The sequence below is a fragment of the Pseudoalteromonas sp. NEC-BIFX-2020_015 genome (assembly GCF_012952265.1).
In the GTDB taxonomy this organism is placed as follows: Bacteria; Pseudomonadota; Gammaproteobacteria; order Enterobacterales; family Alteromonadaceae; genus Pseudoalteromonas; species Pseudoalteromonas neustonica.
On the sequence record NZ_JABCJL010000029.1, the window covers coordinates 50,159 to 67,975 of the forward strand.

Annotated in this window: 17 protein-coding genes; 16 read left to right on the plus strand and 1 reads right to left on the minus strand. The window is 40.0% G+C overall.

Annotated elements, in window-relative coordinates; translation table 11 throughout:
* Positions 1-12: 12 nt before the first annotated feature.
* From HH219_RS18120 to HH219_RS18180, 13 genes are all read left to right on the plus strand, one after another.
* Positions 13-750: an SURF1 family protein gene (locus HH219_RS18120; RefSeq protein ID WP_169328255.1), complete on the plus strand. Its 738-nt coding sequence runs from the start codon at positions 13-15 to the stop codon at positions 748-750.
* Positions 750-1,244, plus strand: a complete 495-nt coding sequence (locus HH219_RS18125; RefSeq protein ID WP_169328256.1) for a transmembrane cytochrome oxidase associated protein — start codon at positions 750-752, stop codon at positions 1,242-1,244. Before HH219_RS18120 ends, HH219_RS18125 begins: the two co-directional genes overlap by 1 nt.
* Positions 1,245-1,261: 17 nt before the next feature.
* Positions 1,262-2,251: a COX15/CtaA family protein gene (locus HH219_RS18130; RefSeq protein WP_054206097.1), complete on the plus strand. Its 990-nt coding sequence runs from the start codon at positions 1,262-1,264 to the stop codon at positions 2,249-2,251.
* Positions 2,252-2,259: 8 nt separating this feature from the next.
* Positions 2,260-3,168 carry a heme o synthase gene (gene cyoE, locus HH219_RS18135; RefSeq protein WP_054206138.1) on the plus strand — a complete coding sequence of 303 codons (909 nt, stop codon included), beginning with the start codon at positions 2,260-2,262 and terminating at the stop codon, positions 3,166-3,168.
* A complete protein-coding gene (locus HH219_RS18140) occupies positions 3,165-3,776 on the plus strand; it encodes an SCO family protein (RefSeq protein ID WP_249118551.1) in 612 nt (203 codons plus the stop codon). Before cyoE ends, HH219_RS18140 begins: the two co-directional genes overlap by 4 nt.
* Before the next feature lie 176 nt (positions 3,777-3,952).
* Entirely contained in the window at positions 3,953-4,225 is a 273-nt protein-coding gene (locus tag HH219_RS18145) for an STAS domain-containing protein (RefSeq protein WP_054206099.1), read from the plus strand.
* Positions 4,226-4,234: 9 nt separating this feature from the next.
* Positions 4,235-4,597, plus strand: coding sequence for a response regulator (locus HH219_RS18150; RefSeq protein ID WP_054206100.1), 363 nt, complete (start codon positions 4,235-4,237; stop codon positions 4,595-4,597).
* A 14-nt stretch (positions 4,598-4,611) separates the two neighbouring features.
* Positions 4,612-6,693 (plus strand): chemotaxis protein CheA, encoded by a 2,082-nt coding sequence (locus tag HH219_RS18155; protein WP_169328258.1) that lies wholly within the window; start codon positions 4,612-4,614, stop codon positions 6,691-6,693.
* Positions 6,690-7,187, plus strand: coding sequence for a chemotaxis protein CheW (locus tag HH219_RS18160; protein ID WP_054206102.1), 498 nt, complete (start codon positions 6,690-6,692; stop codon positions 7,185-7,187). Before HH219_RS18155 ends, HH219_RS18160 begins: the two co-directional genes overlap by 4 nt.
* A 33-nt stretch (positions 7,188-7,220) precedes the next feature.
* Complete coding sequence (locus tag HH219_RS18165; protein ID WP_169328259.1) at positions 7,221-9,941, plus strand: methyl-accepting chemotaxis protein; 2,721 nt, start codon at positions 7,221-7,223, stop codon at positions 9,939-9,941.
* Between the two features lie 193 nt (positions 9,942-10,134).
* Entirely contained in the window at positions 10,135-10,947 is an 813-nt protein-coding gene (locus tag HH219_RS18170; RefSeq protein WP_054206104.1) for a protein-glutamate O-methyltransferase CheR, read from the plus strand.
* Between the two features lie 2 nt (positions 10,948-10,949).
* Positions 10,950-11,567 carry a chemoreceptor glutamine deamidase CheD gene (gene cheD, locus HH219_RS18175; RefSeq protein ID WP_054206105.1) on the plus strand — a complete coding sequence of 206 codons (618 nt, stop codon included), beginning with the start codon at positions 10,950-10,952 and terminating at the stop codon, positions 11,565-11,567.
* A gap of 9 nt (positions 11,568-11,576) precedes the next feature.
* Positions 11,577-12,608 carry a chemotaxis response regulator protein-glutamate methylesterase gene (locus HH219_RS18180; protein WP_054206106.1) on the plus strand — a complete coding sequence of 344 codons (1,032 nt, stop codon included), beginning with the start codon at positions 11,577-11,579 and terminating at the stop codon, positions 12,606-12,608.
* A 15-nt stretch (positions 12,609-12,623) separates the two neighbouring features.
* Here the strand turns inward: HH219_RS18180 and HH219_RS18185 are convergent, their stop codons facing one another.
* Complete coding sequence (locus tag HH219_RS18185; protein WP_054206107.1) at positions 12,624-13,655, minus strand: polysaccharide deacetylase family protein; 1,032 nt, start codon at positions 13,653-13,655, stop codon at positions 12,624-12,626.
* Between HH219_RS18185 and dinF the strand changes: the two genes are divergently transcribed.
* The 3 genes from dinF to HH219_RS18200 all read left to right on the plus strand — a co-directional run bounded on the left by dinF (position 13,632) and on the right by HH219_RS18200 (position 17,515).
* Complete coding sequence (gene dinF, locus HH219_RS18190) at positions 13,632-14,966, plus strand: MATE family efflux transporter DinF (protein WP_169328260.1); 1,335 nt, start codon at positions 13,632-13,634, stop codon at positions 14,964-14,966. The genes HH219_RS18185 and dinF overlap by 24 nt on opposite strands.
* 388 nt (positions 14,967-15,354) lie before the next feature.
* The gene (locus HH219_RS18195) at positions 15,355-15,969 is read left to right on the plus strand and encodes a trimeric intracellular cation channel family protein (protein ID WP_054206108.1); all 615 of its coding nucleotides are present in this window, start codon (positions 15,355-15,357) and stop codon (positions 15,967-15,969) included.
* Positions 15,970-16,003: 34 nt separating this feature from the next.
* The gene (locus HH219_RS18200; RefSeq protein WP_169328261.1) at positions 16,004-17,515 is read left to right on the plus strand and encodes a YifB family Mg chelatase-like AAA ATPase; all 1,512 of its coding nucleotides are present in this window, start codon (positions 16,004-16,006) and stop codon (positions 17,513-17,515) included.
* Positions 17,516-17,817: the final 302 nt, after the last annotated feature.

Here is a 17,817-nt window from a genome sequence, read left to right on the forward strand (position 1 = left end):
TGGGTCACCTTTATGCAGTTAATTTTATGGCGTAAACAAAAGCTTAGCTCAATTATCATACTTTGCGTGGTGGTGATTGTGATTTTAGTGTGCTTACGTTTGGGGTATTGGCAGTTACAAAGAGCTGAAAACAAAGCACTACAGCTAACACAAATAGCCGAGCTACAAGAGCAGGGAGTTTTGAGTTGGAAGCAAATGCATCAGCTTCCAACTAAGTGGAATAAAACCGGGTTGCATGTAACTGTGACGGGCATGCTTGATACAGAGCAATACTGGCTGTTAGACAATCAAGTCTATCAAGGGCAAGTTGGCTACGATGTTGTTACTTTATTAAAATTGACCAACAGTGATGATAACTTATTAGTAAATTTAGGATGGGTTAAGGCCCCCATTAGCCGCGAACAGTTACCTCAGGTTCATTTACCAGCAACCCCTTTCACCATGATAGTGCAATTAAAGCAAGGCACGCTCAGTGGCTTTACGTTGCAAAAAGCAGCGCAACACATAGATTCAAACTGGCCTAAGCGCATACAAATTATTGACTTAGCATTATTTACACAGCAGACGGGTCGTAACATGGTTGAATTTATGGGGTATCGTCAAGGTGATGGCGATAACATCGCTGTGCCCCATTATAAAGCTGTGGTGATGAGCCCCGAAAAACATCAAGCATATGCTGTGCAGTGGTTTTTAATCGCTGTTGCTTGCCTAGTTATTGCAATATTCGCTAGTAAAAAGAAGGAATTATAATGAAAAATAATCCATTAATGATATTTATTGGTTGTTGTTTAGTGCCTTTAATAATGGCGTATTTAGCCTTAAAACTTGACTGGATCCCAAGCGCATCGAGTAATAAAGGCGAGTTTTTAACTCAAGAAATTAAACTGCAAGATTGGCAACAATCTGTGCATAAACAGTGGACTATAGCGCTTAATCACCCTGCACAATGTGAGCAAGCGTGCGCTGAGCAATTACACGCACTAAACAATCTTTATGTTGCCCTTGGTAAAAACCAAGGCAAAGTCGATATGGCAATACTTGGGCAGGCGCAACAGCAAACATTGCGCTGGCGTGAACTCCCTGCAGTCGATGTGCTCCAGCCAGCAAGTTTATATTTAATTGATCATATGGGGTTGGTCGTTTTGCAGTACCCGTATCATGTAGAACCTCAGCAAAACCGTTTAACTCAAAAAGGATTGTTAAAAGATTTAAAAAAATTGCTTAACTACTCGCGTTCAAGCTAATTTAAGGAGTGCTAACTATGTATAAAAATTATAAAAACTTGGTATTAGCTACGTTTATGTTGTCGATTTTAGTTATTGGGCTTGGCGCTTATACTCGTTTAAGTGATGCGGGTTTAGGTTGCCCTGATTGGCCAGGGTGTTATGGATTTTTAACCGTGCCCAAGCATGCAGCTGACCTTGCTCATGTAGAGCAAAGTTACCCTGATATGATGTTTGAAACCGCGAAAGCGTGGAAGGAAATGATCCACCGCTATTTTGCAGGTACCCTTGGCTTATTAATTTTAGCGCTATTTATATTGGCTTTTTCAAAGCGTCAACATCCGACCACGCCTGTTAAGTTACCGTTGTTACTACTTGCGTTAGTGGTTTTTCAGGCCGCGCTAGGCATGTGGACTGTTACCATGAACTTGCAGCCTGTCATTGTAATGGGCCACCTTTTGGGCGGCTTTAGTATTTTGTCTTTAGTTACACTGTTGTATTTACGACTTACTGCACAGCCTATTAGTGGAGGCGATGCCCCTGCAAGGCGTCATTTTAAGCTGAGCTTGGTTGCGTTAGTGGTACTGGTAATTCAAATTGCGCTAGGCGGCTGGTTAGCTGCTAATTATGCTGCCCCACATTGTAACGGTTTACCGCTGTGTAGTTATGGCCAACCATTTTCGCTTAGTAGTGTATTTCAATTACCGTTAGAGCAAAGTACTTATGAATATGGCGTGCTTTCACAGCAAGCAAGAATGTCGATTCATTTACTGCATAGAATATGGGCATTGGTTACGTGTGTAGTGTTAGCACTGATCATGTGGCGCATTTATAGCCATGCACTATCTAAAAAGATAAAACATTGTACTGTGGCGGTCTTAATTGCACTGCTATGTCAGATTTGTTTAGGATTAGCGGTTGTGCATTGGCATTTTCCTTTAGGTATCGCACTGGCACATAACCTCATGGCTGCCATACTCTTATTAACGGTAGTTCGTTTATGTTTTTACTTAAAAGTACGTACTTAGGGGCAGTTATGACACAACTAATAGCAATAACAAAGTTAGCACCTAGTCAAATTAGCGCGTTAATTAATGATTATCTCGCAATTTGTAAATTCAAAGTAGTCGCCATGTTGGTACTAACAGCATGGGTGGGGTTAGCGCTTGCACCAGATGTTGGTCGAGGGATGGGGGTACAGCTAATCAGCTTGTTAGGGATCGGGTTATTATCAGCAGCGGCAGCTGTTATTAATCACGTGGTTGATAGCGAAATAGATAGTAAAATGGCGCGCACACGTCATCGTCCAGTTGCTAAGGGGCGGTTATCTAAGTTTCATGCATTGAGTTTTGCAACAGTGATTGGCGTTAGTGGTTTTATTATGTTGATGCTATGGGCTAATCCGTTAACTGCAATATTGACCTTATTTGCATTGGTTGGTTATGCATTTATTTATACTTCATTTTTAAAACGAGCAACCCCACAAAATATAGTTATTGGTGGACTCGCTGGTGCAATGCCACCATTACTAGGCTGGGTCTCTGAAACTGGGCAAATGGCAGCTGCTCCTTGGTTGCTGGTAATGATTATTTTCACCTGGACGCCTCCACATTTTTGGGCTTTGGCAATTGCCCGAAAAAGTGATTATGAACGAGCAAAAATACCCATGTTACCTGTTACTCACGGTATTGATTTTTGTAAAACATGTGTAGTCGCTTATTCAATTTTATTAGCACTGGTATGTGTACTGCCTTACTTAATTGGCATGTCAGGTGCTATTTATTTAATAGCCTCAACGGTACTTAATGGGATTTTTATTTATAAAGCAGTAAAACTTAAAATGGCAGGAAGTGACGACACTGCGATGGATTTATTCCGTTTTTCAATCGTTCATTTAATGGTACTCTTTGTGGTCTTATTTGTAGACAAATGGCTTGTTATATGAAGTTTAATACGAATGTATTATTAGTTTTAAGTTTGTTTTTTTTGGTTGCTTGTAGTGAAAATAAAGTAGCTACGGTTGACGCACTTGTTTACGAGCAAAGTAAGCCGCTTAATGATTTTATCTTGCAAGATCAAAATAGTGAACCGGTGACTAAGCAAGCTTTTTTAAATCAGTGGAACTTGGTTTTTTTAGGCTATACGAGCTGTCCAGATATTTGTCCGCTTACCTTAGCTAAACTTAATAATGTTCATAAGGCATTAAAAGACAAGTATCCGCTGCAAGTTTGGTTTTTATCCGTTGATCCACAACGAGATACACCCGACAAGCGCAAAGCGTATATTGACTATTTTAATCCAGATTTCTTAGCTGTTTCAGGCCCACATAAAGACTTATTCCCATTAGTGCGAGAACTGGGGCTAATATACGCAATCAGCGATAGTGATGAGCAAGAGTATGCTGTCGATCACAGTGCATCAGTTGCAATGGTTGATTCAACTGGAGCTGTTAGGGCTATTTTTAAACCTGAATTTAAAGCAGGCAGCACGCCTTTGATTAATGCAAAAAAACTAATAATTGAGTTTTCAGTAATTGCAGATCAATATCAATAATTAATTGCTAATTAAAAACTACATGTATTCATGAAGGAGCACGATGTGCTCCTTTTTTTATCTGAATTTTTCATCATGAAATATATTTATTCTTTTTTCAGTGCTTTTGTGGCTTTTTTACTAACTCGGTCTAAGCTTTTGTTATGAATTGGTAAAACAAGGAAAGTAATAAAATTATGTTAAAGCTTCCTGCAGAATTGACTATCACCCAAGTTGAGGTTTTACATCAAGATATATTACGCGAATTAAATAGCAATGATGATGTATGTTTGGATATTAGTGATGTCTCTAGTGCGGATACTGCAACTATTCAGTTGTTATGTGCTTTGCAAAAACATTTACTTTCTGTACATCATAAAATTATTTGGGTAGGGCAGAGCGATCCATTAAAAAGTACCATTAATAGTTTGGGTCTGAGTGAATATCTAATACTCGAAAGTACAGATTAAGAGGTCAATATGAAAAGAATTTTAGCGGTGGATGATTCCGCATCAATGCGCCAAATGGTGGGATTCACCTTAAAAAAGGCAGGGTTTGATGTTACTGAAGCAAAAGATGGTAGTGAAGCATTAAGCATCGCTAAGCAGCAAGGTTTTGATGCTGTTATATCAGATGTCAATATGCCAATAATGGATGGTATTACTTTGATCCGTGAGTTACGGACTCTGCCAAACTATAAATTCACGCCGTTATTAATGTTAACAACTGAATCCGGTATGGATAAAAAAGTTGAAGGGAAGGCGGCAGGAGCCACAGGTTGGATTGTAAAGCCTTTTAACCCTGAGCAATTATTGGCTGTCATCAAGAAAGTGATTCGCTAATTTAGGGAGCGGGCATGAGTATAGATTTAAGTCAATTTTTTGAAGTCTTTTTTGAGGAAAGTTTCGAAGGCTTGGATGCAATGGAGGCTGAGTTGCTAAACTTGGTTCCCGGAGAGGAAGACTTAGAAACGATCAATACAATTTTTCGTGCTGCGCATTCAATTAAAGGCGGCAGTGGCACATTTGGTTTTAACTCGGTATCTGACTTCACTCATGTACTCGAAACTTTATTAGATCAAATACGAGAAGGCAAAAGAGAGTTAACAACAGAGCACGTTGACCTGTTACTAAAATCGGTGGATTGTTTACGCGCTTTGCTCAGTGCTTTGCAATCAGAGCAAGAACCAGATCTTGAAGAAGCTAATGCCTTAAGGCTTAAATTTGAGGCTATTTTAGGGCTAGGGCAATCCGAACACGATAATTCTAACTCAGAATGTGCAGATGAACAGCAGGCAGAAGTAAACACATACCAAATAGATTTTAAGCCCTACCATCATTTATTTAAAACAGGTAATGAGCCTTTATACATGATCAGCGAGCTAGCTGAGTTAGGTGAGCTCGAAACCCATGTATCTCATAATGAAATCCCTGATATTACAGATTTAACGGCCGATGATTGCTTTCTTTCCTGGCGCTTCTTTTTAAATACCGAAAAAGAAGAGCGTGTTATTAGAGAGATATTTGAATGGGTGGAAGATGATTGTGATTTAACAATTACGCTGTGTGGCGGGCTTTTCTCAGAAGATGATACGGCGCAAGGAGCCGAAGAGAATAACCCAGACAGTAAAATAGAACTTGCTTCATCAGCACCTATTAATACGCAAGAGGTTAAAAAAGCGGTGGTAAGCAAGGCACCACCTCCAGCAACTGAATCAACTTCTATACGCGTTGGTATTGATAAAGTGGATTCACTGATCAACATGGTTGGTGAGTTAGTAATAACCCAAGCGATGCTAACGCAACTCGGGGAGCAGGAAATTACTGAAGCGACGATTGCTTCTTTGCAAGAGGGATTAGCGCAGTTAGCGCATAACACTCGTGATTTACAAGAAAATGTAATGCGAATACGGATGCTCCCCATAAGCTTTGTGTTCAGTCGTTTCCCTCGTTTAGTAAGAGATATTTCACAAAAGTTAAATAAACAAGTTGAGTTGAAATTACTAGGTGAGCAGACAGAGCTTGATAAAACGGTAATGGAAAAAATCTCCGACCCAATGGTGCATCTAGTTCGTAATTCGCTTGATCATGGCCTTGAAACTGTCGATCAGCGTCTTGCAGTAGGTAAAGACCCCGTAGGTATTGTCACGCTCAATGCATTTCATCAAGGCGGTAATATCGTTATTGAAATTATGGATGATGGGCAAGGCCTTAATACCACTAAAATCAAAGAAAAAGCTATTGCAAATGGACTGATAGCATTAGGCGACGAGCTTAGCGATGACGAAATCAACGAATTAATTTTTATGCCGGGATTCTCAACTGCTGATGCGGTAAGTGATATTTCAGGACGCGGCGTTGGAATGGACGTAGTTAGGCGTAATATTCAATCGCTTAATGGTTCTGTAGAAGTGTCGTCCGCGACGGGTATTGGCTCGACTTTTACGATTCGTTTACCACTGACGCTGGCTATTTTAGATGGTCAGTTAGTTAAAGTTGCAAAACACACATACATTATTCCTTTAATTTCAATTGTTGAGTCATTGCAAATTGATATCACCAAAGTAAGTCGAGTGGGTAAAGATCTTGATGTTTTAAGGCTGCGTGATGAATACATCCCTATTTTACGTTTGTACAATATTTTTAATCATCAAGGTGCTATTGAGACCTTAGATAAAACCTTGTTAGTCGTTGTTGAAAGCGATAATCAAAAAATAGGTTTACTAGTAGATGATTTACTTTCTCAGCAACAAGTTGTGATTAAGAGCTTAGAAGCTAATTATCAAAAGGTAGATGGTGTATCTGGGGCGACAATTTTAGGTGATGGCCGTGTTTCTCTAATTATAGATATTAGTGGTTTAATCAAATTATCTGGCTTACGAAAACCAGGAAGCCAAGAGTTGATTATTGAATCGCAAGCTAATTTGGAGGCGTCATGATCTCTGGGCAAAGCGAATTAGATAACAAGATAATGCTAGAACAAGCAAAAGGGGTGAAGCAATTTCTCACTTTTATTATGGCGGATGAGGAGTACGGTGTAGATATTTTAACTGTGCAAGAAATTCGTAGTTGGGAAGAAATTACAGTGCTACCTAATGCACCAGATTACGTCAAAGGGGTTATTAATCTACGTGGGACCATAGTCCCTATTTTAGATTTGAGGTTGCGGTTTGGATTACCGAGTATTGAGTATGGTCCTTTAACTGTTGTGATAGTCGTAAAAGTGAATTTTGAACAAGGCAGCAAGATTATGGGCGTAGTCGTGGACGCTGTATCTGATGTTTATAGCATCGCAGAAGAAGACGCGAAAACAGTGCCTAATTTTACGGATTCTGATAACTCAGAGTTTGTTGCAGGGCTGGTAAATGTAGGTGAAAAAATGGTTGCGTTACTTGATTTGAAAAAAACAATGAAGATTAAATGTACGCATTAAAAACCATAACAGATAAATAAAAAGGTGATTGGCATGTGGTGGTTTAGTAATTCAAAACAGTCAGAATCAAGTAATGACCTAGTCGTTGCTGCATTAAATAAGTCTTTAGCGGTCATTGAATTTGAGCCCGAGGGGCAAATTATTACTGCCAATGACAATTTTCTAAATGTAATGGGTTACCAGCTTGAGGAAATTCAGTGTCAACATCATGCCATGTTTGTTGATCCTACAGAGGTCGACAGCGCGCAATATCAAGAGTTTTGGCAGCGACTTAAAAGTGGTGAGTTTATCCGCGATGAATTCAAGCGCACAGGTAATCATGGTAAAGAAATTTGGATACAAGCGACGTACAACCCTGTCATAGACGCGCAAGGAAAAGTATTAAAAGTTGTTAAGTTTGCCACAGACATTACACAGCAAAAACGCCTTGCAGCTGATGTGGCCAGTCAAATAGAAGCAATTAATAAATCCCAAGCAGTGATCGAATTTAACCTTGATGGCACCATTATTACGGCCAATGATAATTTTTTAAACACACTTGGTTATAGTCTGGATGAAATTAGAGGCAAGCATCACCGTTTATTTGTTGAGCAGGAATATGCTAAAAGTACTGAATATAACCAGTTTTGGCGAAAATTAGGAGATGGAGAATTTGACTCAGGTGAGTACTTGCGTATAGCAAAAGATGGTAGAAAGATCTGGATACAAGCGTCTTACAATCCTATTTTTGATCCTAACGGAAAACCATATAAAGTCATTAAATATGCTAGTGATATTAGTGCCCAAAAAGCAGTATCTGAAAAAGCGCGCTCGACTGCAGATTTAGCTAATGCCTTAAAAGTATGCCAAGCAAATGTGATGATTGCAGATAACGATTTAAAGATTGTTTTTGTAAATGAGAAAGTAAAACAAATGCTGCAGGCGCGTGAGGCTAAGCTAAAAACCGTTTTGCCATCATTTTCAGTGGCGGATCTTATAGGTACCTGTGTAGATGATTTTCATAAGCAGCCATCGCATCAGCGCAAAGTATTGTCAGAACTTAACGAGCCACATAAAGCCACTTTACGTTTAGCGGAACTTATTTTTAGTCTCATCGCTACGCCTTGGCTTGGTAGTGATGGGCAGCGGTTAGGGACGATTGTTGAGTGGCAAGATATAACAGATAGTGAAAATAAAGCTGAGCAAGAAAAACGTGAATCACAAGAGAATTTACGTGTGCGCCGAGCGTTAGATCGCGTTGCTACTAATACTATGATTGCGGATGCAGATAATAACATCATTTATATGAATGATGCGGTTGTTAGTATGATGCGTACGGCAGAGAAAGATTTACGCAAAGACCTACCTACTTTTGATAGTAGTAAGTTATTAGGGCAAAACATTGATGTATTTCATAAGAACCCAGTCCATCAGCGTAATATATTAAGCAAATTAAATAAAACGTATAGTGCTGAAATACTGGTTGGCGGGCGAACTTTTGGCCTAGTTGCTAACCCTATTATTACACCTGATAGTGAGCGTATAGGCACTGTCGTTGAGTGGGTTGACCGTACACAAGAAGTTGCCATAGAAAAAGAAATTAATGATCTAATTAGTGTCGCTGGAAGTGGTGATTTAGATATTAGGATAAAAGAAGCAGATAAAAATGGATTTTTCCTACGCTTAGCCAAAGGATTAAACAGTTTGGTTGGGATTGTAGATGATGCAGTGTCCGGTACAGGGGAAATGCTATCAGCGATGGCTAATGGCGATTTATCAAAACGTATTGAACAAGATTATCAAGGTTCATTTGATAAGCTTAAACGTGATGCTAATGCAACCGCAGATAAATTAACAGAAGTTATCCACCGAATAAATTCATCCGCGACTATGGTTGCCAGTGGTGCGGAAGAGATATCGCAAGGCAATGCAGATTTAAGCCAGCGTACGGAGGAGCAAGCATCAGCATTAGAAGAAACAGCATCAAGTATGGAAGAAATGACAAGTACAGTTCGTCAAAATGCAGATAACGCTAAAGTAGCCAATGAACTGGCGTCAGAAACACGAGACAAAGCACAACTTGGAGGAGAGGTCGTTAATCGAGCTGTAACCAGTATGTCAGCGATCAATGAATCCAGTAAAAAAATTGCTGATATTATAAGTGTGATTGATGAAATTGCTTTTCAAACTAACCTATTAGCGCTTAACGCCGCTGTTGAGGCCGCAAGAGCAGGAGAGCAAGGTAGAGGCTTTGCTGTTGTCGCAGGAGAGGTACGAAACTTAGCTCAGCGCTCTGCAGGGGCTGCAAAAGAGATTAAAGAGTTAATTAGAGATAGTGTTGATAAGGTCGAAGATGGCACGCAATTGGTCAATGAGTCAGGTGCAACGTTGCAAGAAATAGTTACCTGTGTGCAACGTGTCACAGGCATGATTTCGGATATTGCAGAAGCATCTGAAGAGCAAAGCTCAGGCATTGAGCAAGTTAATAAAGCAATTTCTGAAATGGATGAAATGACACAGCAAAATGCGGCCTTGGTTGAACAAGCGTCTGCTGCTGGTGAGTCGATGGCAGAGCAAGCGAATGATATGCGTAAGCTATTACGGTTCTTCTCATTAGGCCAAGAAGAGGCAGTAGTTCCCAACATAGAAAAGCCTAAAGCGACGGCCCCACACGTAAGAAGTACTGAAACACCCGTTACACATAGTCGTTATATTCGCAGCGAACCAAGAGGGAATGATTTCTCTGAGCCTTCTGATGAGTGGGAAGAATTTTAAAGTTTATTAATAAACAATAAAGAATATTTTCTATATGGATTTAGAAAAGGTGCGCTGTACATTTTATATCACATAAGTATTTGATTTATTGTACAGCGCGATTAGCGCACGCCAATGCTTAGAATCCTGAGCAGCTAATTACTAAACCCTTAATAGCCGTTATTTCCGACTGTTATAATTGCGAGTGATTGTGATGAAAGAGTTTTTGTTTACCGACGATGATTTTAAGAAAGTATCAGAAAAAGTATATAACTCTTGCGGCATTGTATTGGGTGAGCATAAGCGGGAAATGGTTTATTCACGTTTAGCGCGGCGAGTAAGATCATTGCAGCTCTCCAATTTCAAACAGTACTTAGAGTATTTAGAAGCTCACCATAATCAAGAGTTTAGTGATTTCATTAATGCGATAACCACAAATTTGACGGCATTTTTTCGCGAGCAGCACCATTTTGACTATCTACAAACACAGATTTTTCCAAAGCTATTAATAGCCAATAAAGATACGCGGCGAGTACGTATTTGGTCTGCGGGCTGCTCTACGGGTGAAGAACCTTATTCTTTAGCTATGGTATTGAGTGGTGTATTCCCACGTGATTGGGATGTAAAAATTCTAGCAACCGATTTAGACTCCAACGTTTTGGCGAAAGCGCAGTCTGGTACTTATACCGCAGCAAATGTTAATGGGCTTGAGCCTAGTCAGTTAAAGCGCTGGTTTTTAAGAAGTAAAGATGGTGAGCAATTTAAAGTAAAACCTGAACTGCAACAGATGATTTCTTTTAAACGTTTGAATTTACTGCAAGAGTGGCCGCTTAAAGGCCCATTTGATGTGATTTTTTGTCGTAATGTGGTGATCTATTTTGATAAAGAAACGAAAGAGCAGCTTTTTGAGCGTTATCACCAAGTTTTAGCTATGGATGGACATCTAATGTTGGGTCACTCTGAAACAATGAGTAAGGCACATCAAGAGTTTAAGAATTTAGGGAAGACAATGTATCAGAAGGTTTAATTATGGATAAGCATTTTTCACCAGTACTAAAAGGCTTCGATCATGTAAGACGGTTTTGGGATAGTGGGCATAAAAATGTTGTTGCAAAGGTTTTGCCCGGTGAGTTTTATGTATCAAAAAATGATGAGTTAATTACGACTGTGCTCGGATCATGTATTGCTGCGTGTGTTTATGATGAGCAAGTAGGTGTTGGGGGCATGAATCACTTTATGCTGCCTATTGAAAAAGGACAGGAGCTTACAAATGCTCACAGCCTAAATTGCCGTTATGGAAATTGGGCAATGGAATTTTTAATTAATGAAGTGCTTAAAAATGGTGCATCGCGCGCGAATTTAAAAATAAAGCTCTTTGGTGGCGGGCAGATTATTCGGACAATGACGGATATCGGTCTTGGTAATATAAGTTTTGCACAGGCATACGTTCAAGAAGAGGGATTGAGGTTAGTTTCTCAGGATGTAGGGGGTCCATGGCCTCGTAAAGTGGTGTTTCACCCGCAGACGGGTAAAGCTCATGTGAAAAAGCTGCGTAGTGTGCAAAATGAGAATATCGAAAAACGTGAAGTGAACTATCTTCATAATATTGAAAAACAAGAATTAAAAACTGATATTGAATTATTCTAAGGGGATTAAATGATTAATGTACTCGTGATAGATGACTCCCCGCTGATAAGGCAAATCTTAACCCAAGTTTTAAATCAAGCTGATGATATTAAAGTGGTTGGCTGTGCTGAAGACCCTTATCAAGCCCGGGACATGATCAAACAGCTCAATCCTGATGTACTTACATTAGATATTGAGATGCCAAGAATGGACGGCATTAGTTTTTTAAAAAATCTAATGCGACTAAGACCAATGCCGGTTGTAATGATTTCTACTTTAACTCAAAAAGGCTCACCCATTACGCTTGAAGCATTAGAGTTAGGGGCTGTTGATTTTGTTGCTAAGCCAAAAATTAATGTATCTGAACAATTTGCTCAATATGCGCAGCTAGTACAGCAAAAAGTACGCACTGCTGCAGGTGCTAGGATACGCAGCTTTAAGCTCCCAGCTAATGTTGCAATTGATACTTCTGCTAAACAACATTTTATCAATACCAAAGTGTTAGCGATCGGAGCATCAACAGGGGGAACTGAGGCAATTAAAGAAGTATTAATAAATATGCCAGTGAATTGTCCGCCGCTTATGATCACTCAGCATATACCGCCAGTTTTTAGTAAGTCATTTGCACTACGAATGGACAAAACCTGCGCAATAAATGTAAAAGAAGCATGTCATGGTGACAAACTAGCGCCAGGCTGGGCTTATATCGCACCAGGGGATCAGCATTTAAGTATTAAGTTACAAAATGGCAGTTTGTATTGCCAGCTTGATGCAAGTGACCCGATAAATCGTCATCGCCCCTCTGTTGATGTGTTATTTAATTCGATGGCAAAGGTATGTCCAACGCATACAGTAGCAGCACTATTAACGGGAATGGGAAGTGATGGCGCTAAAGGTTTATTGTCTCTAAGAGAGTTGGGGGCTTACACTATGGCGCAAGATGAGCTGTCATCAGTAGTATGGGGAATGCCAAAAGCGGCAATTGAGCTAAATGCCGCTATAGATGTGGTTTCCTTGGATAAAATCGCGAGTAATTTATTGCGTCATGCTGTTAAAAAATAATTTGCAAAAAATAGGTTATTTAACGATTACCCAAGGTTGTGAAAACCAGTAATAACTACCTGCATGCTTAATAGATGGCGCAGTACAATTAAAGCGAGAGCGACCTTTACCTAATGCTTTTGGTGTTTGTACTTGCACTGTATCTTTAGATGTCCATTTTAGCTTTGCTTGTCCAACACTAGATACATAACATGCTAGTTGGCTTTTATGGAAATCCCCCATATTAAATTGGATACTGATCTGGGGAAGATCCTCAGTTGTTACACTATCAGTATAAATTAGCTTTTTAATAGGGAATGCACGCGCATTCATTTTAGTAATTAAAGTATCGAGCGTGCTATAAAACCCTGATGCAGGAAAGCGAGGTAAGCGGCTAAAGTCAGAGTCTGTGTGTATAGCTCCTGAGTGTTGGCCAATACCAATAAAGCCCAACTCAGTTACTAAGTCTTGCAGCTGATTATTAAACTCACCGTAAGGATAGGCTAAGTATTTATAGTCATGTCCTATTTCTTCTTTAATGCGCTGTTGTGACGACAAAATATCTTGCTTGATCCGGGCTTGCCATTGCTCTGTTGTCTCTTCAGCTAATTTACGATGTAAGTAGTCATGTTGAGCACTGTGATTAGCAATAAGGGCTCCTTTTTTTGCGAGCTCTCTCAATTGGGGCCAACCCATCACATAGCCTTTACCTTCATCAATCAGTTTAGGGTTTACAAAAATAGTATACGGGTAATTAAACCTCTCTAATATGGGCGCTGCTTGCTCATAGTTATTCTTGTATCCATCATCAAACGTAATTGCGACGGTTTTATCTGGTAAACTTTCGCCTTGTTGCAAGCGAGTTAATAGTTCATTGAGTGGGAGCACTTTAAAATCATGCTCTTGCAGGTAAGTGAGATGTTCGGTAAAAGTATCAGCACTGACACTTGTAACCGCTGGCAGAGTTTCACTGACATGGTGATACTGCAAAATAACTGCACTTTGCGCAGGCAAAGACAGACAAAATAGGACCGATAGTACACTGTGAAAAAATTTCTTAAACGTCATAAGGCACACCATAAAAGCTTGCTGTTGTTAGCAGGTCCGATGATATTATCAAATATAACCGTGCCATTGTTAGGAATTGTTGATACAGCAGTAATTGGCCATCTAGGTAGTGCGCATTATCTTGCTGGTATAGCACTAGGAGCCACGATTATTTCGTTGCTTTTTTGGCTAGCAGGCTTTTTAAGAATGAGTACCACAGGCCTTGTGGCACAAGCTTATGGTAAAAAGGACTATGCTCAATTAGCTGGGTTACTAAAACGTAGTTTAGTACTGGCGCTTATTGTTGCCTTTATTTTAATTGCCTTATCCCCATTAATGAAAAATGTAATAGCTTACCTGTCTGGTTCCAGTGAGGAGGTGTTAGTACAAGCTTATAGTTACTTTTATATTCGTATTTTTAGCGCACCAGCAGCGTTGTGTAACTTAGTGCTATTAGCGTGGATGCTTGGTATTCATTATGGTAAAGGGCCGTTCTATTTGCTGCTTGTCACTAATATTACCAACATCGTATTAGATATATATTTTGTCGTGTTTTTAGATTGGGAAGTTGCTGGCGCTGCATGGGCTTCGGTGATTGCTGATTATATTGCCTTAGTGTTTGCATTATTTTTAGTCATACGATTAGCAAATAAAATGTCAGTGCCTTTATTTGTTGGTGGCTGGTTTAGTCGTAAAAAAATGTGGGCATTATTAAGTCTTAATCGTGATATTTTTATTCGCTCGCTGATTTTGCAGTTGTGTTTTAGTTTTATGACTTTTTATGGTGCTCGCATTGGTGATGTGACGCTTGCGGCAAACGCAGTATTAATGAACTTTTTAATGTTAGTTAGTTTTGCACTAGATGGTATCGCTTACGCAAGTGAAGCAAAAATAGGCCAGGCGAAAGGGCAAAATAGTGTTAGGCGTATTAATTTATGGGTGCGTATAAGTGTTTTTTGGGGAATGTTGTTTGCCCTATGTTATAGCGTGTTTTTTGCATTGTTCGGCGGGCAGATAATCACGTTATTAACGGATGTTCCGCAAGTGATTAGTGAAGCCCAAAAATATTTGCCTTGGCTAATAATTTTACCGCTAGCAGCAATGAGTTGTTTTCTGTTTGATGGTATTTTTGTTGGGTTAACTCGCGCAAAAGACATGCGTAACACGATGGTTTTTTCAGCGCTATTCGGTTTTTTTGGTGTTTTTTTGCTATCTCAGCAATGGCAAAACCATGGGTTATGGTTTTCGATGACCTGCTTTATGTTACTTCGTGGCATTACATTGATAGTCCGTTATAGGCAACTACAAACATCGCAGCGCTTATTGAGTTAGTTTAAATGTAGATTAATTTAAAGTTAACTTAAAACTTAGAGTTTATACCCAAGCCACCTTAAGATGCAGAATTCAGCGTTTCACAGAGGCTTAATATCAAGGCGTTACTTTGTAGGAATGGCCGTCCCTTTTAAGAAGGAACAACGATGAGAGTAAGTCTCTGTGAAACGCCCAACGGGTTGGTTTAAAAGCGATTTATACTGCGTTACTTTTATAATGGATTGATTTTAACTATAGAACCACTATTACTTGGAATCAATGCCTTGCCTAAATCGCTTTTAATTCCAACGACGCTCGCATCTTGAGGTGGTTTGGGTATATTGTGCTAAAACAGCGTCGTTTAGCACGTTTGGGTATCTAAATTCGCATCTTGAGGTGTTTTGAGTATATGACTGAACTTTACCATTGGTTTGATTTAATCGGCGTGGCAGTATTTGCTGTGTCAGGCACCTTAATTGCCTACGATAAAAAAATGGACGGCTTTGGTGTCGTTGTACTGGCGACGGTGACAGCGGTGGGTGGAGGAACGTTACGTGATTTGATTTTGGATGTGCCTGTTTTTTGGCTACACGATCAAAGTTATTTTGTCGCTATTTTTGCATCGATTTTTATAACAACGCGCTTTATTAACAAGCAAAAATCCATACCTTATTATCATCTACAAGTGGCTGATGCATTTGGTTTAGCCTTTTTTGCGGTTATGGGAGCACAAAAAGCGCTCTTGGCCGGCATGCCCGCAACAACGGCGATTATCATGGGGATGATAACAGGGTGTTTTGGTGGCGTGATCCGGGATGTACTGGCGGACAATATACCTATGTTATTAAAAGGTGAGCTATATGCTATTACCTGTATTGCTGGTGGAATCGTCTATACCCAAGGTATCGCGTTTGGAATCATGACCGAAATGGCCATGGTGCTTGCGATGTTAACAACGCTAATATTACGTTTAGCAGCAATGAAGTGGCAATTGACACTACATATTTTTAAATATCCTGACTAGACTGTAATAAAACAATATTACAGGGACAAAGGAAATGTCATTAGCTCGTATATATTCTCGTGCTCAAGTGGGGATTCAAGCACCTGAAGTGATGGTTGAAGTTCATTTGGGGAACGGTCTACCTGCTTTTCATATCGTTGGTTTACCAGAGACGTCGGTAAAAGAGGCTAAAGATAGGGTGCGCAGTGCCCTTGAAAACTCTCAGTTTGGTTTTCCAGATCAACGTATAACAGTAAACCTCGCACCTGCCGACCTTCCAAAAGATGGAGGACGTTTTGATTTAGCTATCGCCATGGGTATTTTAGTCGCATCAGGGCAGGTGGTTTGTAATGATCTTGAGCGTTATGAATTCTATGGTGAGCTTGCCTTAAATGGAGAGGTGCGTGGGGTTAACGCTATTTTACCATCGGTGCTTGCAGCGAAAGAGCAAGGGCGCTGTTGCTTCCTGCCTTATGTTAACGACAGTTTAGCCAGTTTAGTACATGGTGTTGAGCGCAAAGCCGTTTCATCAATTCAAGAAGTATGGAGCGATTTACTCAATCAGCAACCTTTACCATTGAATATTGAATACGCAGAGCGAGTTCATACCGCTAATTTTATTCATGATTTAAGTGATGTAAAGGGTCAGCCTGGGGCTAAAAGAGTATTAGAAATAGCTGCCGCCGGTGGTCATAACTTACTATTTTTAGGCCCGCCAGGAACCGGTAAATCAATGCTTGCTCAACGTATGCCAACCATTATGCCTGCGATGTCGGATGACGAAGCGCTCTCTAGCGCCGCGCTTTATTCAATTATAGGGCAATCGATTGATTTAACTAATTGGCGTAAAAGGCCATTTCGCAGTCCGCATCATACTTGTTCAGCAGTGGCGTTAGTGGGAGGATCTTCAAATCCCAAGCCGGGCGAAATTTCATTGGCTCATAACGGTGTTTTATTTCTTGATGAGTTACCAGAATTTGAACGTAAAGTGCTTGATTCACTGCGTGAGCCTATGGAAACCGGCACGGTAACTATTTCAAGAGCCGCTAGGCAAATGGAGTTTCCTGCGCAGTTTCAACTTATTGCAGCGTTAAATCCAAGCCCAACAGGGTGTCATAATGATAAGCGAGCAACACCGGATCAGGTTATGCGTTACTTATCTCGAGTATCTGGGCCGTTTATCGATCGTATTGATTTACAAATAGAATTACCGCGTTTGAACAGCGCGCAATTGCAAAGTACCGAAGAAGAAGAAAGCAGTGCTGTGGTGCGATCGCGGGTTGAGGCGGCGTATAATCGTCAGTTAAAACGTCAAGGTAAAGTCAATGCACGGCTTAATAATAAGGAAATGGGCATACATTGCGTGCTTGGTACGGCTGAGTTGCAGTTTTTAGCTAAAGCCAGTGAGAAGTTGGCGTTATCACCACGCTCTTATCACCGTGTAATTAAAGTTGCTAGAACAATCAGTGATTTAAATGGAGCTGATGAGATTAGTTTAGCTGAGTTAAAAGAGGCTCTTAATTACCGCGCATTTGAGCGTTTGATTGCACAACTAACAAAATACTAAGCTTATTTGATTCATGCTGATGTGGTATTTTCATCACTAATCTTAACGTCAAACGATACTATTATGCAGCCACATTACGCTCATTTAGAACGAGTAATCAATACATACAGTCCACTTTCTCAGCAAGCTTGGGATGCTTATTTAGGGTGTTGTAAAGCCAGAACAGTTGTAAAAGGTGAATCGCCCCGAGTTCATCGGAGACCAGTTTGTTTAAGTCAAGCCACTTTACCTGACTCGTTTAAATTGTCATAGTAGTTTGCTTCATATTGAGCTGGTGAAACATACCCAATTGAAGAGTATAA

What these genes read in the sequence shown, in the direction of transcription:
- cyoE (WP_054206138.1), top strand. Translation starts at nt 2,260, where the DNA reads ATGACACAACTAATAGCAATAACAAAGTTAGCACCTAGTCAAATTAGC.
- HH219_RS18200 (WP_169328261.1), top strand. Translation starts at nt 16,004, where the DNA reads ATGTCATTAGCTCGTATATATTCTCGTGCTCAAGTGGGGATTCAAGCA.
- cheD (WP_054206105.1), top strand. Translation starts at nt 10,950, where the DNA reads ATGGATAAGCATTTTTCACCAGTACTAAAAGGCTTCGATCATGTAAGA.
- HH219_RS18160 (WP_054206102.1), top strand. Translation starts at nt 6,690, where the DNA reads ATGATCTCTGGGCAAAGCGAATTAGATAACAAGATAATGCTAGAACAA.
- HH219_RS18120 (WP_169328255.1), top strand. Translation starts at nt 13, where the DNA reads ATGCAGTTAATTTTATGGCGTAAACAAAAGCTTAGCTCAATTATCATA.
- HH219_RS18130 (WP_054206097.1), top strand. Translation starts at nt 1,262, where the DNA reads ATGTATAAAAATTATAAAAACTTGGTATTAGCTACGTTTATGTTGTCG.
- HH219_RS18185 (WP_054206107.1), bottom strand. Translation starts at nt 13,655, where the DNA reads ATGACGTTTAAGAAATTTTTTCACAGTGTACTATCGGTCCTATTTTGT.
- HH219_RS18195 (WP_054206108.1), top strand. Translation starts at nt 15,355, where the DNA reads ATGACTGAACTTTACCATTGGTTTGATTTAATCGGCGTGGCAGTATTT.
- HH219_RS18170 (WP_054206104.1), top strand. Translation starts at nt 10,135, where the DNA reads ATGAAAGAGTTTTTGTTTACCGACGATGATTTTAAGAAAGTATCAGAA.
- HH219_RS18155 (WP_169328258.1), top strand. Translation starts at nt 4,612, where the DNA reads ATGAGTATAGATTTAAGTCAATTTTTTGAAGTCTTTTTTGAGGAAAGT.
- HH219_RS18150 (WP_054206100.1), top strand. Translation starts at nt 4,235, where the DNA reads ATGAAAAGAATTTTAGCGGTGGATGATTCCGCATCAATGCGCCAAATG.
- HH219_RS18165 (WP_169328259.1), top strand. Translation starts at nt 7,221, where the DNA reads ATGTGGTGGTTTAGTAATTCAAAACAGTCAGAATCAAGTAATGACCTA.
- HH219_RS18140 (WP_249118551.1), top strand. Translation starts at nt 3,165, where the DNA reads ATGAAGTTTAATACGAATGTATTATTAGTTTTAAGTTTGTTTTTTTTG.
- HH219_RS18180 (WP_054206106.1), top strand. Translation starts at nt 11,577, where the DNA reads ATGATTAATGTACTCGTGATAGATGACTCCCCGCTGATAAGGCAAATC.
- HH219_RS18145 (WP_054206099.1), top strand. Translation starts at nt 3,953, where the DNA reads ATGTTAAAGCTTCCTGCAGAATTGACTATCACCCAAGTTGAGGTTTTA.
- HH219_RS18125 (WP_169328256.1), top strand. Translation starts at nt 750, where the DNA reads ATGAAAAATAATCCATTAATGATATTTATTGGTTGTTGTTTAGTGCCT.